This is a genomic window from Paenibacillus sp. NPDC058174 (assembly GCF_042883865.1).
Classification (GTDB): domain Bacteria; phylum Bacillota; class Bacilli; order Paenibacillales; family Paenibacillaceae; genus Pristimantibacillus.
Genome location: NZ_JBHVUY010000001.1, coordinates 325,043 through 341,646, shown reverse-complemented (window position 1 = coordinate 341,646; position 16,604 = coordinate 325,043). Strand labels below are relative to the sequence as shown.

At 49.6% G+C, this 16,604-nt stretch carries 20 protein-coding genes; 5 read left to right on the top strand and 15 right to left on the bottom strand.

Annotated elements, in window-relative coordinates; all coding sequences use genetic code 11:
• Window positions 1–70: 70 nt before the first annotated feature.
• The 3 genes from ACFVVF_RS01535 to ACFVVF_RS01525 are packed head-to-tail and all read right to left on the bottom strand — an operon-like array spanning window position 71 to window position 3,400.
• Complete coding sequence (locus tag ACFVVF_RS01535) at window positions 71–1,225, bottom strand: TolB-like translocation protein (protein WP_387804762.1); 1,155 nt, start codon at window positions 1,223–1,225, stop codon at window positions 71–73.
• Window positions 1,218–2,705: a sensor histidine kinase gene (locus ACFVVF_RS01530; RefSeq protein ID WP_387804760.1), complete on the bottom strand. Its 1,488-nt coding sequence runs from the start codon at window positions 2,703–2,705 to the stop codon at window positions 1,218–1,220. The genes ACFVVF_RS01535 and ACFVVF_RS01530 overlap by 8 nt, the downstream gene beginning before the upstream one ends.
• Window positions 2,702–3,400, bottom strand: a complete 699-nt coding sequence (locus tag ACFVVF_RS01525) for a response regulator transcription factor (RefSeq protein WP_387804758.1) — start codon at window positions 3,398–3,400, stop codon at window positions 2,702–2,704. The genes ACFVVF_RS01530 and ACFVVF_RS01525 overlap by 4 nt, the downstream gene beginning before the upstream one ends.
• A gap of 206 nt (window positions 3,401–3,606) precedes the next feature.
• On the opposite strand from ACFVVF_RS01525, the gene ACFVVF_RS01520 reads away from it, so the two are divergent.
• Window positions 3,607–4,437, top strand: coding sequence for a M15 family metallopeptidase (locus ACFVVF_RS01520; RefSeq protein ID WP_387804756.1), 831 nt, complete (start codon window positions 3,607–3,609; stop codon window positions 4,435–4,437).
• Between the two features lie 53 nt (window positions 4,438–4,490).
• Here the strand turns inward: ACFVVF_RS01520 and ACFVVF_RS01515 are convergent, their stop codons facing one another.
• From ACFVVF_RS01515 to ACFVVF_RS01505, 3 genes are read right to left on the bottom strand one after another with little or no spacing between them, the layout of a single operon-like run.
• A complete protein-coding gene (locus ACFVVF_RS01515) occupies window positions 4,491–5,633 on the bottom strand; it encodes a Ger(x)C family spore germination protein (RefSeq protein ID WP_387804755.1) in 1,143 nt (380 codons plus the stop codon).
• The gene (locus tag ACFVVF_RS01510) at window positions 5,630–7,075 is read right to left on the bottom strand and encodes a spore germination protein (RefSeq protein WP_387804753.1); all 1,446 of its coding nucleotides are present in this window, start codon (window positions 7,073–7,075) and stop codon (window positions 5,630–5,632) included. Before ACFVVF_RS01510 ends, ACFVVF_RS01515 begins: the two co-directional genes overlap by 4 nt.
• The gene (locus ACFVVF_RS01505) at window positions 7,062–8,174 is read right to left on the bottom strand and encodes a GerAB/ArcD/ProY family transporter (protein WP_387804751.1); all 1,113 of its coding nucleotides are present in this window, start codon (window positions 8,172–8,174) and stop codon (window positions 7,062–7,064) included. The genes ACFVVF_RS01510 and ACFVVF_RS01505 overlap by 14 nt, the downstream gene beginning before the upstream one ends.
• 111 nt (window positions 8,175–8,285) lie before the next feature.
• On the opposite strand from ACFVVF_RS01505, the gene ACFVVF_RS01500 reads away from it, so the two are divergent.
• A complete protein-coding gene (locus tag ACFVVF_RS01500; protein WP_387804749.1) occupies window positions 8,286–8,516 on the top strand; it encodes a hypothetical protein in 231 nt (76 codons plus the stop codon).
• Between the two features lie 51 nt (window positions 8,517–8,567).
• On the opposite strand, the gene ACFVVF_RS01495 is transcribed toward ACFVVF_RS01500, so the two are convergent.
• Window positions 8,568–9,098: a GNAT family N-acetyltransferase gene (locus tag ACFVVF_RS01495; protein WP_387804747.1), complete on the bottom strand. Its 531-nt coding sequence runs from the start codon at window positions 9,096–9,098 to the stop codon at window positions 8,568–8,570.
• A gap of 310 nt (window positions 9,099–9,408) precedes the next feature.
• On the opposite strand from ACFVVF_RS01495, the gene ACFVVF_RS01490 reads away from it, so the two are divergent.
• Entirely contained in the window at window positions 9,409–9,912 is a 504-nt protein-coding gene (locus ACFVVF_RS01490; protein WP_387804746.1) for a C40 family peptidase, read from the top strand.
• Window positions 9,913–9,979: 67 nt separating this feature from the next.
• Here ACFVVF_RS01490 and ACFVVF_RS01485 read toward each other — a convergent pair whose 3' ends face one another.
• From ACFVVF_RS01485 to ACFVVF_RS01475, 3 genes are all read right to left on the bottom strand, one after another.
• Window positions 9,980–10,567, bottom strand: coding sequence for a hypothetical protein (locus tag ACFVVF_RS01485; RefSeq protein WP_387804744.1), 588 nt, complete (start codon window positions 10,565–10,567; stop codon window positions 9,980–9,982).
• A 266-nt stretch (window positions 10,568–10,833) separates the two neighbouring features.
• Window positions 10,834–11,346 carry an acyl-CoA thioesterase gene (locus ACFVVF_RS01480; RefSeq protein ID WP_387804743.1) on the bottom strand — a complete coding sequence of 171 codons (513 nt, stop codon included), beginning with the start codon at window positions 11,344–11,346 and terminating at the stop codon, window positions 10,834–10,836.
• 2 nt (window positions 11,347–11,348) lie between these two features.
• Window positions 11,349–12,329, bottom strand: a complete 981-nt coding sequence (locus ACFVVF_RS01475) for a nucleoside hydrolase (protein ID WP_387804741.1) — start codon at window positions 12,327–12,329, stop codon at window positions 11,349–11,351.
• 141 nt (window positions 12,330–12,470) lie between these two features.
• On the opposite strand from ACFVVF_RS01475, the gene ACFVVF_RS01470 reads away from it, so the two are divergent.
• Together ACFVVF_RS01470 and ACFVVF_RS01465 are read left to right on the top strand one after the other, a co-directional pair.
• Window positions 12,471–12,782 (top strand): hypothetical protein, encoded by a 312-nt coding sequence (locus ACFVVF_RS01470; RefSeq protein ID WP_387804739.1) that lies wholly within the window; start codon window positions 12,471–12,473, stop codon window positions 12,780–12,782.
• Between the two features lie 105 nt (window positions 12,783–12,887).
• Complete coding sequence (locus tag ACFVVF_RS01465; RefSeq protein ID WP_387804738.1) at window positions 12,888–13,529, top strand: metal-dependent hydrolase; 642 nt, start codon at window positions 12,888–12,890, stop codon at window positions 13,527–13,529.
• A 69-nt stretch (window positions 13,530–13,598) separates the two neighbouring features.
• On the opposite strand, the gene ACFVVF_RS01460 is transcribed toward ACFVVF_RS01465, so the two are convergent.
• The 5 genes from ACFVVF_RS01460 to ACFVVF_RS01440 all read right to left on the bottom strand — a co-directional run bounded on the left by ACFVVF_RS01460 (window position 13,599) and on the right by ACFVVF_RS01440 (window position 16,545).
• A complete protein-coding gene (locus ACFVVF_RS01460; RefSeq protein ID WP_387804736.1) occupies window positions 13,599–13,865 on the bottom strand; it encodes a HesB/YadR/YfhF family protein in 267 nt (88 codons plus the stop codon).
• Window positions 13,866–13,936: 71 nt separating this feature from the next.
• Window positions 13,937–14,707, bottom strand: a complete 771-nt coding sequence (locus ACFVVF_RS01455) for a metallophosphoesterase (protein WP_387804734.1) — start codon at window positions 14,705–14,707, stop codon at window positions 13,937–13,939.
• Between the two features lie 165 nt (window positions 14,708–14,872).
• Entirely contained in the window at window positions 14,873–15,049 is a 177-nt protein-coding gene (locus ACFVVF_RS01450; RefSeq protein ID WP_387804732.1) for a hypothetical protein, read from the bottom strand.
• Entirely contained in the window at window positions 15,046–16,062 is a 1,017-nt protein-coding gene (locus tag ACFVVF_RS01445) for a TIR domain-containing protein (RefSeq protein ID WP_387804730.1), read from the bottom strand. The genes ACFVVF_RS01450 and ACFVVF_RS01445 overlap by 4 nt, the downstream gene beginning before the upstream one ends.
• 99 nt (window positions 16,063–16,161) lie before the next feature.
• Window positions 16,162–16,545, bottom strand: coding sequence for an ArsR/SmtB family transcription factor (locus ACFVVF_RS01440; protein ID WP_387804728.1), 384 nt, complete (start codon window positions 16,543–16,545; stop codon window positions 16,162–16,164).
• Window positions 16,546–16,604 lie beyond the last annotated feature (59 nt).

The window sequence follows — 16,604 nt, the reverse complement described above, 5'->3', positions numbered from 1 at the left end:
AGAATAGCAGCATGAACCAATACGCGCAGCGAGTCCGGCGGATAGCAGCATATTCCGTTCTATCAAACCGCTACTTCATGCGGAACTGAAAAACATTGCTGCCCGTACTCTCATCCGTTACCGCCAGCAGCGTCTCCCCGTCAGCGCTCCACTGCAGCGAATTGACAAAGCCAAGATTGTCGTAGACGGTAAATTCATCCGTCAGTCCCTTCTCACCCAAGCTGGCCGCCATCACTCTCCATCGGCCATCGCCTCTCGTCGTATAAGCCAGCATCCCGCTAACCGGATTATACGTCATCTGAAAGTAAAGACCCTCTTTTAGCAAAACAGACTGCCCTGTAGTTGTTACCGAATAGATTCCGTCTGTCCCGCCAATCCGTCCGGAGAGCGCTACTTTGTTCTCTGCCCACGGCCCAATGTCGTAGATATCGCTAATGCCCTTGACTGTTATCGTATCCATCGCCCCTGAACTCAGATCGATGTTGTAAATCATATTTTCTCCCTCATTATCCTTTGTGGCCGGGCGATAGAACGGCATATAGAGATGAGTCCGATCGGGCGAAAGGGCAAGGGCCATTATCTTCTTCACAACTGCCCCGATGTATTGCTCATTTTTCGGCATATTCATTCTGTAATCTTCTACTTTGTTGAGCAGACGAAACTCGCTCGTCTCAAGATCACGGACACGAATGTAATTTTGAAATAGCTCAACGGAATGACGGTCATCAGACATGACCATCCAGCTTCCCCAATCTGCCCATCTTCCCTTCTCGCGCTTCTCCGCAACGTCGTACCAGACGGTCTCGGGCTGATTGTTGCGAAAAACCTCATATAGAATACTGTTCCCGTCCGGTGATGCAACGATGTGTATGACATCTTCCTTTTCTATTAACGGAATTAGACTGTTACCGGCCAAGTCAAAAACCGACAGTGTGCTGCCGCCTGACTCCTCACTCTGCTGCTGCGACAATACAAGTACGGTACCGTTTTTCAGCGTTTGCAGCTCATAAATAGAGCCGGGACTGTACCGCTTGATGATCCGGTCGATCCGGTTCAATCCGCTTTCTTCGAAGAGGGACCGATCGAGAATAATCGTCTTGTCCCGATTCATCGCACGCAAATACCACTCGCCTGCACCGAGAAACACAGCCGCTACTAACACAGAGAGTACCGTCAATGCCGCCAGCCGTCCCCAAATCGAGTCCCAACGCCACTGCTTAGACATTTAGAATGCCTCCTAATTCCATCGTTACACAGGTTCCTTTTCCCGGAACGCTTTCAATCGTTACCTGACCGCCATGCCGCTGGGCAATCGTCTTAACGATTGCAAGACCTAATCCAGCGCTTCCCCTCTCCTCTTCGGAATTAGCTGTGGCCAGCCGATAGTACGGCTCGAACAAGCGGGCCAAATGCTCCTCCGGAATACCTGCCCCCTGATCCGTGACCTGAATCAGGCACCTGTCATCGCCTTTACGGCTGAGCGTCACGGCAACTTCCGTATGGACACCGCCATATTTAATGGCATTGTCCAGCACATTAAGCAGCATCTCACGCAATTTTTCCCGGTCGCCCCGAATAAACAGCGGCTTCTCGCCCGACTGGAAATGAATGCGAATCCCGTATTTATCGCCTCTTACCGCCATGTCTTCACATACACTGCCAACTAGCGGGGAGAGCCCGACACGCTCAAACCGGTACGGGATCTGTTCGGCTCCCGACGTAGAGAACAGAAGGAGCTGAACGACCTTCTCATTCAGCCGCTTGCTTTCATCGATAATATAGCGCATTCCTTTATCGAAGAAAGGCTTGTCGCTGAACCCGTTCTCCTCCATAATTTGCGCGTACCCGCGTATCGTTGTAAGCGGGGTTTTCAAATCATGCGTGACGTTATCGAAAAAAGTCTTGCTCATCTGCTGCGTAATTTGCAGCGCATCGCGCTCCCGCTTAATCATCGCGATTTGCTCTTGAATTTGCTCCATCATCAAGTTAAAGCCTTGGGTAAGCTCCATTACCTCGTCATCGCCCCCGCGAATTGGCACCGGCTCGTATATGCCTTCACCGACCCGCTTCACGCTCCTAGCCAGTCTGGCTACCGGCTTTGTGATCCGATTGGCTAACAACCAGGCTGTTATGAATACGAGCACAAAGATAGCAACAGCAAACCAGCGAATCGCGGCAAGGAAGCGGTTCGTGAATGCATGAAGCTCAGAGTAGTTTTTCGTCAGATGAACAATGCCGATAAGCTTGCCGTTTGCTTCGACCGGACTGGACAGACTGACAACAGAAGACGAACCGGACCGATTGACCGAATACGCGATTTTACCCTGCATCGATTCGGCGAAATCAGATGAAGCCGGAAGCTCCTCTCCATTTAAGCGAGACAGCGCCTTTCCTGCCGCGTCATATACCGAGACTGGAGCGCTGACGGACGCGCTCAGCTCCTTCACCAGGCTATCTGCTTCCGTCTGGAAAGACTGTCCGTCCAACGTTACATTTTTGCTCAAATAATATTGGCTGATATACAAATCAATAGACTTTTTGAGCTGAATGACATCTTGATTAATTAAACGGGACACATTCTGTTCCGTAATGGTGACAGACACAAGAAGCAGCGACAGCAATCCGGCGAATATAACGAGCGTAAAGGAAAGCAGCATCTTGTGCCGGATCGTCAGTCTCATGCCGGAGACGGAGAACCTCTTCATGGCAGCTTGTACCCTACGCCAAAAATCGTCTCGATAATCGACGCCTCCCCCTCACGATCCAGCTTTTTACGAAGCCGCTGAACATGAATATCGACCGTTCTTGTATCCCCGGGAAAATCATAGCCCCACACATGATCCAGAAGCTGAGCCCGGGTAAAAACAATTCCCCGATTCTCAGCCAGAAACAGCAGCAGATCGAACTCTTTGTTTTTCAGCTCAACCTTTTCCCTGTCTCTCAGCACGACTCTTTGCCGCTTAATAATCCGGATTCCATCCTTTATCTCAACCGCTGCTTCCGCTTCGCCTTTTGCCAGCGCAGTTGCCAGCTCGATTCGGCGGAATACCGCTTTAATCCGCACGATGACTTCCCGCACGTCAAACGGCTTCGTCATATAATCGTCGGCACCCAGCTCCATGCCAAGCAGTTTATCAACCATATCCGCCTTCGCCGTCAGCATTATGATCGGAATGTTCCACTTCTCCAACGAAGCGGTTTTACAGAGGTCAAATCCGCTTAAGTCCGGCAGCATGAGATCCAGCAATATGAGATCGGGCTTCTCCTGCCGCACCCTCTCCTCCGCCATCCGCCCCGTTCCTGCATGAATTGCGGTGAAGCCTTCCCTTCTAAGCGCATAGATCAGCAGTTCGGCCAGCGCCGTCTCATCCTCTACGACCAATATCATTTGTTTTCGCATGAAGCCTCCATGAAACATTGAAATAACTGTTTCCATCTTAACATGACCGGTTCGAAATCTCTTCGTAGCATTCGCCATTTCGAATGAATTTACAATTTGGATACAACTTGGCTGCTTTTCGCATACATTTGCGGCCGGAATAGAAACAAGCTGCCGGTAAACTTCTCTTATTCCGGGAAACTACCCTCGATAAAAGGAGAAGTCAAATGTTAAAAAGTATCATGCCATCATCCATCGTAATTGTTATCATCATTCTTCTGTTGTCGGCCTGCGGCGGGCCTAAGCAAGAGCTGCCAGCGGACAACCCCGGCGGTAATGTTAAAGAGGAGAACGCTTCAAATGCAGGCAGCGGCAAAACGCCTGATCAGCCGGAAGGCGGGACAAACGGGCAGGCAGAGTCCAATAAACCGGATAACCAGCAAGCACCGGAAGATATAGCGACTGTTGCCAATGCAGATTCGGTCACCGTTCTGGTGAACAAGCATAATAAACTGCCTGAAGACTATACTCCGTCTAATCTGGTCTATCCTGATGTGAAATTTACGTTCAACGAGCGTATCGAAAAACGCAAGATGACACAAGAAGCAGCCAGCGCCCTGGAGCAGCTGTTTCAAGCCGCAAGCAAGGACGGATTGCCATTAGCCGGAGTATCCGCCTACCGCTCGCATAGCAGGCAAAAACAGCTGTTTGAGGGCTATGTTCAAAAAGACGGCTTGGAGAAAGCCCGTACCTACAGCGCCTTTCCAGGCACGAGCGAGCACGAGACCGGACTTGCGATCGATGTTGCCGGAGCAGACGGCAAATGCAGCGCGGCCGATTGCTTCGCGGATACGGCTGAAGCCGGCTGGCTCGCGGATCACGCCCATGAGTACGGTTTTATAATCCGTTACCCTAAAGGCAAAGACGATATTACGGGATACAAATATGAGCCTTGGCATTTGAGATATGTAGGGTTAGATGCTGCTTCCGATATGCATGAGAGCGGATTAACGCTAGAGGAATATACAGACTCAGTTAAGGCTGCAGGGCATAAATAATAAAGCAAAGAGGCCGCTCCCACTCACAGCGGCCTCTTTCTTTTAACTTAAAGCTATGTTATAAAATTCGAATGGTCGATTCTCGTGTGCACCTCAATTTTCGGTTTTATGCCGCTGTACTGCTCCGGCCAATTGTCCTTCATCGACCGCCACAGCTGCGGATGCTTCCGATGAATCCATTCCCCTACGCCCAGCAAGTCTGTATGCCGCTTTTGCGTGTACCGGATGAATTTGCGGATATCCTCTGCAATCTTTTCATTCAGCTGATCTTCCCAGGCATGAATCATCGACGGCGTAATGTCGAATTCCTGACAGGGCAAATCCGTAATCGTCAAATCGGCAGTAATATTGAAAGCAACTTGCGGTTTGTGCTCCGAATCGAGGGTCACATGCATTTTCGAATTATTGTTAATATTTTCGAACGAAATCTCTTTGCCTGAATCGCATGGGATTTTCTCAAGAGAACCCGACATCTGATTGCTCGCACGCATATAAGCTTTCGTCTGTTTCGGCGACAGCTTCCCGGCCAAGCGATCCTTTTCAAATATGTACAATCCTGTCGCCTGAAGTATATGCTTGTCATCCTCCGAGTCTTTAACCCGTAAAATTGCCGGTATGACGATGTCGCGAAATTCGTTGATATAATCTCGATATACGTCGATAAGAGTTACCTTCTTGGTCAATGCGGTCGTGTTGCTGTTTCCGGCCAATCCTTTGAGCACCTGGGATGTAATCATTAAATTAGGAGCCGATATTTGCAGCTTCTCGTAAGCCTTTCCCTCCGTCATATAGAGCAGTGTCGAGTTGCGAAACTGTCTCAGACGACGGATGGACTCCACATGCTGAGACAACCCCTGCTTCATGACATCCTTGCTGAATAGAATAATGGACGTATGGCCCCATAAAAGCATGCGATCGGATTTATTTCTCATCAATCGAGCCGCTTCAAAGACGTTATCCCCTTCTTGGTAGAGATAAAAGCTGTCGCTTTGCATCCCTTTGGGCTGTTGTCCGCCCGATACGATTTTGGCAATCTCAGCTGTCACGCGAATCGGAGCGTTCTCTCCTTTATCGATTGCAATGGCATGCACAATGTGAATTTCATTTAATTCCAGACTTCCATCACAGCCGCCAATAAGCAGAGCAGCCAGCGTTACAAGGAACAGCCCGAACAAACTGTAGATGCGGCTGTTCATCTCCGCGATCCTTCCCGAAATCTTCGGCGGCGCAGCGGGTGGAACAAGCCGGGACGCTTGCTGTTGAATGTGCTGGGCCTTCTAATTACGATATCCGACAATAGTTCAAAGTCGTATGGAGCAGCCGGCGACAAGTACGGGACGCCGAATGAACGCAGTGATGCCAAATAGGTCATGAGCATAATAACGGCTGCTACGATACCGACATATCCGAGCACTGACGCCATAAATGTGATACCAAACTGAATCATCCGAATAACGTAATTGATCGCGGTGGAAGGCAGCGTGAAGGTAGCGATGCCTGTTAAGGCTGCAACGATGACCATAATAGGCGAGACAATTCCGGCTTGCACCGCTGCTTGACCGAGAATCAAAGCGCCAACAATACTTACCGCCTGGCCGACCTGCTTCGGCATCCGAACTCCCGCTTCCCGCATTATTTCAAAAGCGATCATCATCGCGAAGCTTTCAATAACAGCGGGGAACGGCACCGGCTCACGCGCCGATGCGATGCTTTGCAGCAGCGAGGTGGGAACCAGCTCGTGGTGAAAAGTGACTGTCGCCACGTAGAAACCGGGCAGCAGAGCGCCAATTATGGCACATACCAGTCGCATAAAACGAATGCTGGAGCCGATATAATAGCTCCAGGCGTAGTCCTCACTGACTTGAAAAGCTTGCAGAAAAACGTATGGGAGCATCAACGCAAACGGCGAGCCTTGTATAATAATCCCAATCCGTCCATCCAATAGAGCAGCAACCACTCTGTCCGGCCTCTCGGTCGTCTCAATAAGCGGAAGCAGCGTTCCTCTGTTGTCGACGATCCATTCCTCCACAGTGTTATCCCCTTGTATAATATCGACAGGTATTTCCCCAATCCGCCGGTGAACCTCTTCCAGCAGCGCAGGATTGGTTAAGCCTCCGATGGAGATGACCGCCAGCGTTGTTCTGGTGACAACTCCTGTATCCTTAAATTCGATCTTCAAATCCGGTGAGGGACAATGATAACGAATTAAGGCCAGATTGTTGCGAAATGATTCGGTAAATCCGCTGCGGGCCCCCTTCACCGCTGCTTCGCTGACCGGCTCTTCCACACTGCGCAGTTGAACGCTCAGCGTATCAATTGATATGCCGTACTGCTTGTTATGATAAAGCAGGATCGTATTGCCGCAGGCCAATTCTTTCGCAGCTTCGGAGACGGTGTGAATCTCATATTCACTCGTTACGGTTCGCAGCAGTGAAATATGATCGGGGTAAAAGGCATAAACCTGCCGCAGCATCTCCGCGTTGGCAAGGCCGGTCAGGTGGCATATCGTGATCTGTCCTTCCCCGTCCTCACCCTCGATATCATTCATCATCAAATCTTCCGTATGATACATACGCTCGGACAACAGCCGTTTATTTTCCGCCATGTCTAATGTGAACCGCTGTTTATCCGCTTCCATAAGATTTCTCCTCCGGGATCGAATTTTGTCTCACTGCAGCAGCAAGAAGAAGTACAACGGGCAGGCCAAATTGAAATATTAAAAAATACCAGGCTTGACGGTCATACAGGCTGCTCATCTCGATCAGTCCCCATATTTTAAACCGGGCGCAAATGACGACAGCAACTGCAAGCGGCGGAATGAACAAACGCGGACGGCTAATATGCAGCCACTCAGTAAGCGCATGAAGCGAAGACCAGAAATAGACAGTTACTTTGACGAACGAACTCATAACCCAAACGGCGATTAGAATGGCATCCAGCCGCTCGATATCTCCGAACAGCTTAATATTTTGAATCACGCTGACAATGGGATAGGTAAACGTACTCGTACCCTTCCCCCCAAACACGACAATACAGCCTACAACAGCCATCATGAGCAGCGTACAAGAAATCGCGATGCCTGCAATGGCATAGGGAACCGTCTTTTTCGTCCGTTTCACATATTGAATAATCATCGAAATAAACATCATATCGCCAAACCAGGAGATCACGACAAAGCTTCCTTTTAAGGCACTCCCAATTCCATTCTCCATAACCGGCAGCAAATATTCGAAGTTGTAGCTGTTAAAGAGCAGAATATAGATGAACAAAAAAGTCACGACAGATATGCCCAGAATAAGCAGCGCTACACGGGCAATGACCTCAAGGCCGTGAAATACGGCATAGGCGCACATAATGATGCCCACAATCATATAGCCGTTCTGCGGAATCATCGGATTAAGCGCAATAATGAAAAACTGGGCGTATTCCCGCAGCACCCAGGATGTAATGTCCAAATAATAAAAGAAGAACAGAAACGAGAAAAGTCCCCCGAACCATCCCCCAAGCACCTGCCTGGAAATCGCAACGATGCTTTTACCTGGATACCACTTATTCAATTGCAAAAAAACGAGGACATTCAATATGCCCACTGCGCCCCCGAGCAAGACGAGAAACCAGGAATCCCGGCTTGCATATTGCGTTAAAATCGCCGGTGCGTACAGGCTGGCCGTGCCAACAGTTGAAATCACAAGAAGAGCCATCATCTGTTGATTCGAAATGGTAGTTTGACGCATCATAGTGAAATTATTCCTTTCGTAATAACCTCAGTCTGTCCCCGGCGCAGTAAATTATTCACGTTATAAAGCCTGCGATCGGGGAACAATGGTAGCCATAAAGGGGGGCCGAATATGAAATCAAAAGCCTATGTGTGGGCATATATTTTCTCCGCTTTCTGGCTGCTGGCTATTCTGCTGTACGCACCCCATGGCGCATTGTATTTGAACATTGCCAAGCTGCCATGGGCCTTTCTAATCGTGAATATCGTAACGCATACTCCCATTTTGCTTATCCTTCTGTTGGCGGACTGGCGCACGAAAAAGCAAGAAAAGCAAAGCAAAAAAGCAGAAACCTCTGAATGATATCAGAAGTATCTGCTTTTTTATTAGCATGCACGCTAGTTAATGATTGGATCACAACAAATACTCTAATTGAAAATCTCTAGGGTCACTTTCGTACAATTCCTTATTAATTTCGGCTGCCTCTCTGCATCCAATCGCAAAATAAAAAGCGATGGTCTCCTCAGCAGATCCTGCACAAATGTATATTTTATCGGCTTGCCACTTTCTTGCTGCCTCAGCCATTTTCAAGAACAGCTGCTTGCCGATTCCTTTATTTCGATGCTCTAGCGAAATAAAAAGCTGATCTAATAATACATAGTTATATTTTTCGCCAAAAAACTCCCGATTTATGGCTGCAAAGCCTGCTAACTTATTATTTTCATTAAAAGCGCCTATGGCTTCACCTTTACTTGATACGGTCTCTCTCAAATGATTGTAATGGTGCTCATAGCCGCCAGGCCAATCCGGGTCCTGATAATTGATATCGACTAACTGGCGTTGCCCGTCTACTTCTCTCCATGCTCTCTTAATATATTGTGATGCATTCATATCCTTAATGCGTACATAATCTTCAACAACTAACCTTCTATAATTTATATTCAACGCAATGACCCCCGACTTCAATCAATACCTATCACAACTTCCACTATTATACATCGGAAATCTATTCAATTTCATCTGATTCTCTTACAAAAAATTAATAGCAAACCCTTACAATGATGATTTTGTCAATTGGTCCAAAATTAATGATCTTTCATTTTATTTTAATAATGCAGCTATAGTCCATATTTCATAAGGTTTCAATCTCCCATTAGTAAATAATGGCTGTTTTTGCTGTGTTATGCTAGCTCTAGTTAAATAAGCAACTAGACTTCATGCCTACTTCGGCAAACATACTTAGGAGGTTTTCCCTATGAAAAGAAACACAACTCAAAAAATGATTAAAGTAATCGCCGGTGTCGGCATTAGCTTATCGATTGCATTCAGCGGTGCGGTTGTCGCAGCTCCACAGCAAGCACATGCAGCAGTCAGCAGCAGTACGAAAGCCAATCAAATTATCGCCACAGGCAAAACCCTGCTTGGCAAACCATATAAGCACGGCGCAGCAGCAGGCAGCACGTCCTATTTCGACTGCTCCTCGTTCACGCAATATATTTTCAAAAAACATGGAGTCAGCCTTCCCCGCTCCTCCCAGCAGCAATCTAAAGTAGGCAAATTCGTATCGAGAGCCAACCTGCAGCCGGGCGATTTGATCTTCTCGGATACGAACCGCGACGGTGTTATCAATCACGTTAGTGTCTACCTGGGCAACAATAAGCTTCTGCACACTTACAAAGTAGGCATCGGCGTTACGATCTCGAACTTTAGCGGCAGTGCATGGGACAAGACTTACGTGACAGCACGCCGTGTCCTTTAGTTTGTTCGTTTTGAAAATAGTGCAAACAAATAACCTCCAGGACTTCATGTCCTGGAGGTTATTTGTTCTAATCTTCGTTTTTCGCTGAAACCTCTGCTTCTTCATCCTTCTGCTGTTCATCAGCATCCACATCTTTAGGCAGAGGAGCCGGTGCCGGAGGCTCCTTCTTCAACTTCTCCGAGATTCGCTGCAACCGGTTAAAGTCCTCGTAAAGCTGCAGCAGTTCGGCCTCCTTCGCCTCCATCTGCAGCGATAATTCATTGAGCAGAATCTGCAAGCTTTCCGCGTCATATTCGACCGGTTTCGCATCCTCATCCTCAGCAACGGAAGCGAACCCGTCTATACGCTTTATATACCTGCTGCAGCCGAAGGTGACAATTGCCCATTCGTCCGCTTCTTTGCGGCCCAATTCCTTATAAATATCGACGTAGCCGTCAAACACCATATTGATCATTTTGCGGTAATCCCAGTTGACGATAGCGAGGCTTTCTTTCGCGCGGCTTACTGCCAGCATAAGCTGAAAATCATTGAGCTTGCCGCGTTCCTCCTCTACCCGCTCTATTTCATGAACAAAGTAAGGGTATGCCTTGCGAAACAGTTCGGATACCGCTGCAAATTCTTCCTGCGTGATAATCTTCGTATCTTCCGCTTCCATTGCTCTCATTCCTCTCTTGCCGATACGTCCATTATAATAACTTTCGCAGCAAGAGGCCAATTTGAGCACCTGCACTTATGACTTTCTCTCCTGATTCGTATATAATGGAGAAATAGAGAGGCTAGTCCAAGAAAGTTGGTGCTTACATATGAATGGCCGTAGAGCGGTATTCACGATTTTAGGTATTTGCGTAGCGCTTGCCTTAGTCGTTTACCTTATGATTCAACTCGTAATAAAGGCGCAGCCGTAGGCTGCGCCTTTTCTCTTTATACCCAAGGCGGCTTGACGGTCAAGTAACCGGCAAACTTTTTGCTTTCTTCTCTGCGCTGACGGCGCATTTCCGAGCGTTGCGGAGCCGTCTCGAACAGCTTCAGCTCTTCTTCAGATTCTGGGATCACCCGCGGAACCGGAATCGGCTTGTTATTCTCATCCAAAGCAACGAAGGTTAAGAACGACGTTGCCGCAACTACCCTCTCGCCGCTCAACAGGTCTTCCTTAATCACTTTAACGAAAACCTCGACCGAGGTTCTGCCGTTCCATGTAACGAACGACTCCAGACTTACGTAATCGGTAGGCCGGATCGGCTGCAGAAAGTCGACGGAATCCGTAGATGCCGTGACGACCGTGCGGCGGCAGTGCTTTGTCGCGGCGATTGAAGCGATATCATCAATAAATTGCATCAGCTTCCCGCCGAACAGCGTATTGTGATTGTTGACGTCCGTCGGGAATACACGGGACGTTTTGTAGCATCTGGACTCGCGTGAATACCGTTGCTCCATGACTATACAGTCCTCTCCGCCACAGGGGCAGCGAATACGGACAACAGCTGACTTAATGAGCGCTCTTCCTCAACCTCCAGGCAGAATTCAATTTCTCTGCCAATTACAGAATTGAAACGGCGATCCGTAATAATCATGCCAGCCGTCAGATCATGTCCGCAGTCGATGACTGCCCTCAGTGTCTGTGTCCGTACGAGCGAAGGATCAACGGCAACCAGCACGGCAAGCGGGTCATGCATCGCGCATGCGCCCAGGAAGCCGCTCGATTCCCCATAGAACTGAATATAACGGTCCATCGATTGCTGCAGGAATAGAGCAACGTCCCGCTTCTCGGACGGCGCGTTCTGCAGCAGCTGCTCCAGATGCTGACGCGTCAGCTTAACTTTCATCGTTACATCCAGGCCCACTACCGTAATAGCCAGTTCGGAATTGAACAGAACGGCCGCTGCCTCTGGATCACCCCAGAAATTAGCTTCGCTGACCGGCGTTACATTGCCCGGTGCGAATACCGTTCCGCCCATAATAACGACCCGGTTGATCAGCTTCGCAATCGACGGATCTTTCTGAACCGCATTGGCTACGTTGGTCATTCTGCCTACCGGCACGATAATGAGTTCGCCAGCCAGCTCATGCGCCTTGCGGATGATGAAATCCTCAGCCGACTCTTTAAGCGGCTGCTGCTCTGACTTTGGCAGCTCCACATCACCGATTCCATTATGGCCGTGGATATGCGGCACCGGTCCGCTATATTCGCGTGCAAGCGGTTTGCGGGCGCCCATTGCAACGGGCACCTCGTAGCCGCAATTGGCTAATTTAATAAGACGCAGCGTGTTGTCCGTCGCTTGTTCGACCTCAATATTGCCGAACACCGTCGTAATGCCGACGAGCTCAATATCGGGGGACAGCAGCGCGTACAGCACCGCCACCGCATCGTCAATTCCTGTGTCTACATCCAGTATGATTCTTTTTTTTCTGTCCGTCATATATGTTGGACTCCTCTCCTATGTATGCCTCCATTGTATACGATGCAAGCAAGGTTTCCAAAGGAAATCGTTGCTTGCGCTCCGGCAAACCATGCTATAATGAATTTCATTTCATATTATCACTAATAAGGGGAACGCTCAATGAATGCCAATGAACGGGATCAATTTATTATCGACGCCTATCGCCGCGACGAACAGACGATGATTCTTGTCTTTGCACAGTGGTGTGTCAATCATGGACTGGACGCCGCTGAGGTATACGCCCGAGCCTATCCTAGCCAGTCCGACAACGCAGCGCTTCAAGAGGCGCTGGCGCTTACCGCGCCGCGCGAGGAGGCAGGCGATATCGATGATGATACAGTACTTCAGGTACTATCGCTATTTGATAACGAAGAGCTTGCTTTCGCCGTCACCGAAGAAATCAGCGCCCGCCTGCAGCGCCGCAGCGAGTAGCTTGTAGTATTCACAATTGCAGCCCTATTGTTTTCTCCCTTATTATGACGTTATAATAGGGATGCGAACATACGTTTGACGCCATAGTCAGTCACGGGAGGCAATATGAAAGGCTCTACTCATTTGGCGATCGGAGTCGCCATCGGCGCTGCCGCCGCCGTCTATTACCCATTCTCGCCTATGAATGCCGCTGTCTACGTTGCTGTAGCCGGCGTGTCCGCTCTAAGCGCGGATTTGGACGGACCTAGCATTCTAAGCTCCAAGCTGGGCAAGCTCTCGAAGCTGATCTACTCCCTCATTCAAGGGGGCGGATGGCTGCTCGCAGGGGCTGTCGGTTATTTGTATGCCGCCGACCATTATTTCAACATGAAGCTGGCAATCTTTTCTGTTGCTGTCGTATTGGCCGGCTTGTTCGCCGGACGCGGAGCTATACGCAACGCCTTGGTCACCGCTGTCGGCTGCGGAATGATGTACGCCGGATTTATGGCGGGCATGACTTGGCTCATCGGCTTTGGCCTCTTCGTCGGCATCGCGCCCTGGCTGAAGCATCGCGGGATGACGCATACGGTATGGGCCGTTATCGCCTGGGGCGCTATTGGACTGGGCCTCGAGCGCGAGCTCCAGCTGGAAGGGCTCATGCGAGTTGCCGTTCTCGGCTATCTTTCCCACCTGATCGCTGACACACTCACGCCAAGCGGCGTGAAATGGTTTTACCCGATTTTCAAAAAATCGATCAAGCTGCGTTAGCTTGCGCAGCCGTAAGAAAAGGCTTTTCTCGAAGAGACCGTATCCGGTTCCAGCGAGAAAAGCCTTTCTTTATTTGACGAAGACGATATTTTCATTGCGCAGATCAATAGTCAAATCCTTGCCGTCCATATACCAAGCGTCGTTCTCTTCCATGTAAAAATGAATACCATCCTGAACCGTACTGACTGCCGGGTATCTGGCTGTGTCCTTCATGATGCCGAACGAAAACGCATCCTCTCCGCCGCCGCTGTACCGTACATAAATACGTACGCTGTCTTCCGGCTTAAAGCCCCACTCTTCTATAAAACATGCTGTTGCGGCTGATGTTACGCTCATTTTCATTCCCTTCACCCTTTCCGATGTTGTCATGTGCTCATTATGGCTGGCATGGCCTGTCGGCCATCAAGCTATAATTGGTGTACCGTCACTTCGCTGCGGATAAGAAAGCGGGCATTCGGTCCGGCCTGGCTGATCCCTTTGGATATGTAATAAGCGCCCTGATCCCCTTCATGCAGCCCTTTCACGATGCCGGCGGCTGCCAGCTTCCCTTTGTTAATGTAACGGAATAGAAAGGGTACGTTAAATTGCATGCCGTGAAAATGTCCAGCCATTAAATACGTATAAGGATGTGTAAGCTGCAGTACCAGATTCGGGTCATGGGTTAGCACGATAATAGGCTTGCCCTTGCCCGCGCCTTGAAAGGCCACTTTCGGCTTGCTCTTCTTGCTGCCCCAATCGTCAATGCCAACCAGCATAAACCCGCCCGCATCGCAGCTGCGATTGCTGAGCAATTGCACGCCTGTGTCTTTCATGAGCTGGACGAGCTGCTTCATGGGACCCGCGGCCAGCCGGTGATCATGATTGCCAAGTACGGCAAACACCGGAACGCCGCAGCCGGCGATCGATTCCAAATAAACGCGGACCTTTTGCAAATATTTGCCGTTTTGCGTAAAGTCTCCGGTAATAAAAATATACGATGGACGCTCTGTCTCAATCAATCTTTTTATTCTGGCGGCGCTTATCCGGATCTTCTCTACATGCAGATCGCTAATATGCAGCACCTTCATGCCGAGTCCAGCCGGATACTGAATCCGTTCAACCTTCAGCCACTGGGTCGGAAATATAAACAGAAAATAAAACAGCACAACTGCTGCAGTTGCTGCAATGATATAGACCATCCGCGTATCCCCCTATCCAAAGCATACCTTATCGCGGCTGCCCGTTCAAGGCGAGCGGTTCCCCGAAAGCTCCGGGCAATAAATAAAGCCCCGGATCGCTCCGGGACTTCCTATTGGCAATGACACCCGTTCTCGAGACAGGGTTCAGTTCCATTCAATATTCAATTATAGAAATGATGGCTTTTTATAAATCGCTTTGCGCTCCAGCACCACTGTATATTCCCGGTCCCTGCCGTCTACCGAGGGCGCGACGAATACCGAATTGGCTTGCTGTTCGCCACGGGCAGGCTTGCGAATCAGTCGGGCAGTGTGGTTCTCACGGTTTCCTCTGCTCTTGTTCATTGTGAATCGCCTCCCAGCAAATAGTTCACGGTGTCCATTAATTCGCTGTTCCGTTCGGCGAGTATTCCAAGCTCCTCGTCTGTTACGGTACGTGCTCCAGCTAAATGAACCGTTACGACAAAATCCTTACCCACAGGATAACACAGTAAATAACCAGCCGCAACCAGCTTTCCCATTCGCAAGAAGCGCATCGTGCTGTTCAAGAACGCATCCACGACGAGAACGGGGGACTCCCCTTCTTTTTTCCCTTCATTCGTATGATAGGGAAAAAAACGCCCTTTGCCGACATTGCCGGCAATTTGCCGCATGCCATCCAGATCAGCCTGCCATAACGCAGCGCCTGTTACACGATAGCCTTCCAGCGGAGAGGCGTCGTAGCCGTTCCGAATAGCCTCGTACATCCGTTCATAAGGATGATGCTCGCGCTCACTAAATGTGTTCTGGTTGAATGCTATAAAAAAATGCAGCAAGCTTTGCTTGCGCTTCAGTTCGGATTCATAAGCTGCGGCCAACACGGCGGGATCCTGGAAATGCCCCAGCGCCCGGATTCGATCGGCAATCTCATCGCAAGCCAGATTCACTGCGGCGTCGAAATTGCCATCCGAACGCTCCTCGTAGCGCAGCACGGTCAGCCCCAGCAGATCGGAGGGCAAATGAAACTCATCGATGGCGATTCCTTCCCTCTCCGGCGACACTTGCTCCGGAATGAGGAAGAAAACGCGGGTCCGTCTGAGCCGTCCCCAGAACATGCCCATTTCAAACACCGTATTGTCTCTCGGCGCTAGAAAAGCTTTGCCTCTCATCATGACTATATCGTCCGCTGCCAGCACGAACACCGCATAATCGGCAGTCTGCAGCTGACGCTCCAGCGCCTCGATCGCATAATCATTCGCTTTGAAGGCTCCGGCATGCCAAGGCGTAACCTCCGCTACACGGTTCAAAGCGCGATGAATGGCGTTCACATATTTGATTGCTTCCCTGGATGATCCAATAAACAGCTTAGGCTTCGTCACATTTGAACTCCTTTGCAGCGGCAGTTTACGTTTCATTATACTAGCAAAATAAGGAAACGAGAAGGAGTCGCTGGTAGGAAGATCATAATTATATTTATGTCAGCTATGATGCAAATGCTGCAGCGTTTGCGTAAAAATTTCCTTCACATGATCGTCGTCCAGCGAATAATAGACGGTTTTGCCTGCTTTGCGCCGCTTCACGATGCGCACATTACGCAAATAGCGAAGCTGATGCGAGACCGCTGACTGCGCCATATCCAGCACGACGCACAAATCATGCACGCACAGCTCTTGCTCCAGAAGTGCGTAGATCATTTTCACCCGGGTCGGGTCGCCAAGCGCCTTGAACAGCTCAGCCAGCTCAACCGCCGTTTGCTCGTCTACCCGCGCCTTGCTCAGGTTGTCGCTGCCCGGCTCCGTTCCGATACAGTTGTCCTCGCATTGCTCATCCATTAGTTTCTCCAATTGGCGCACCACCTTCATTTTCGTAAAGCTAATTATAGCAGAATGCTTCTCTCCTTGCTCAAGCAGGTGCAACAATT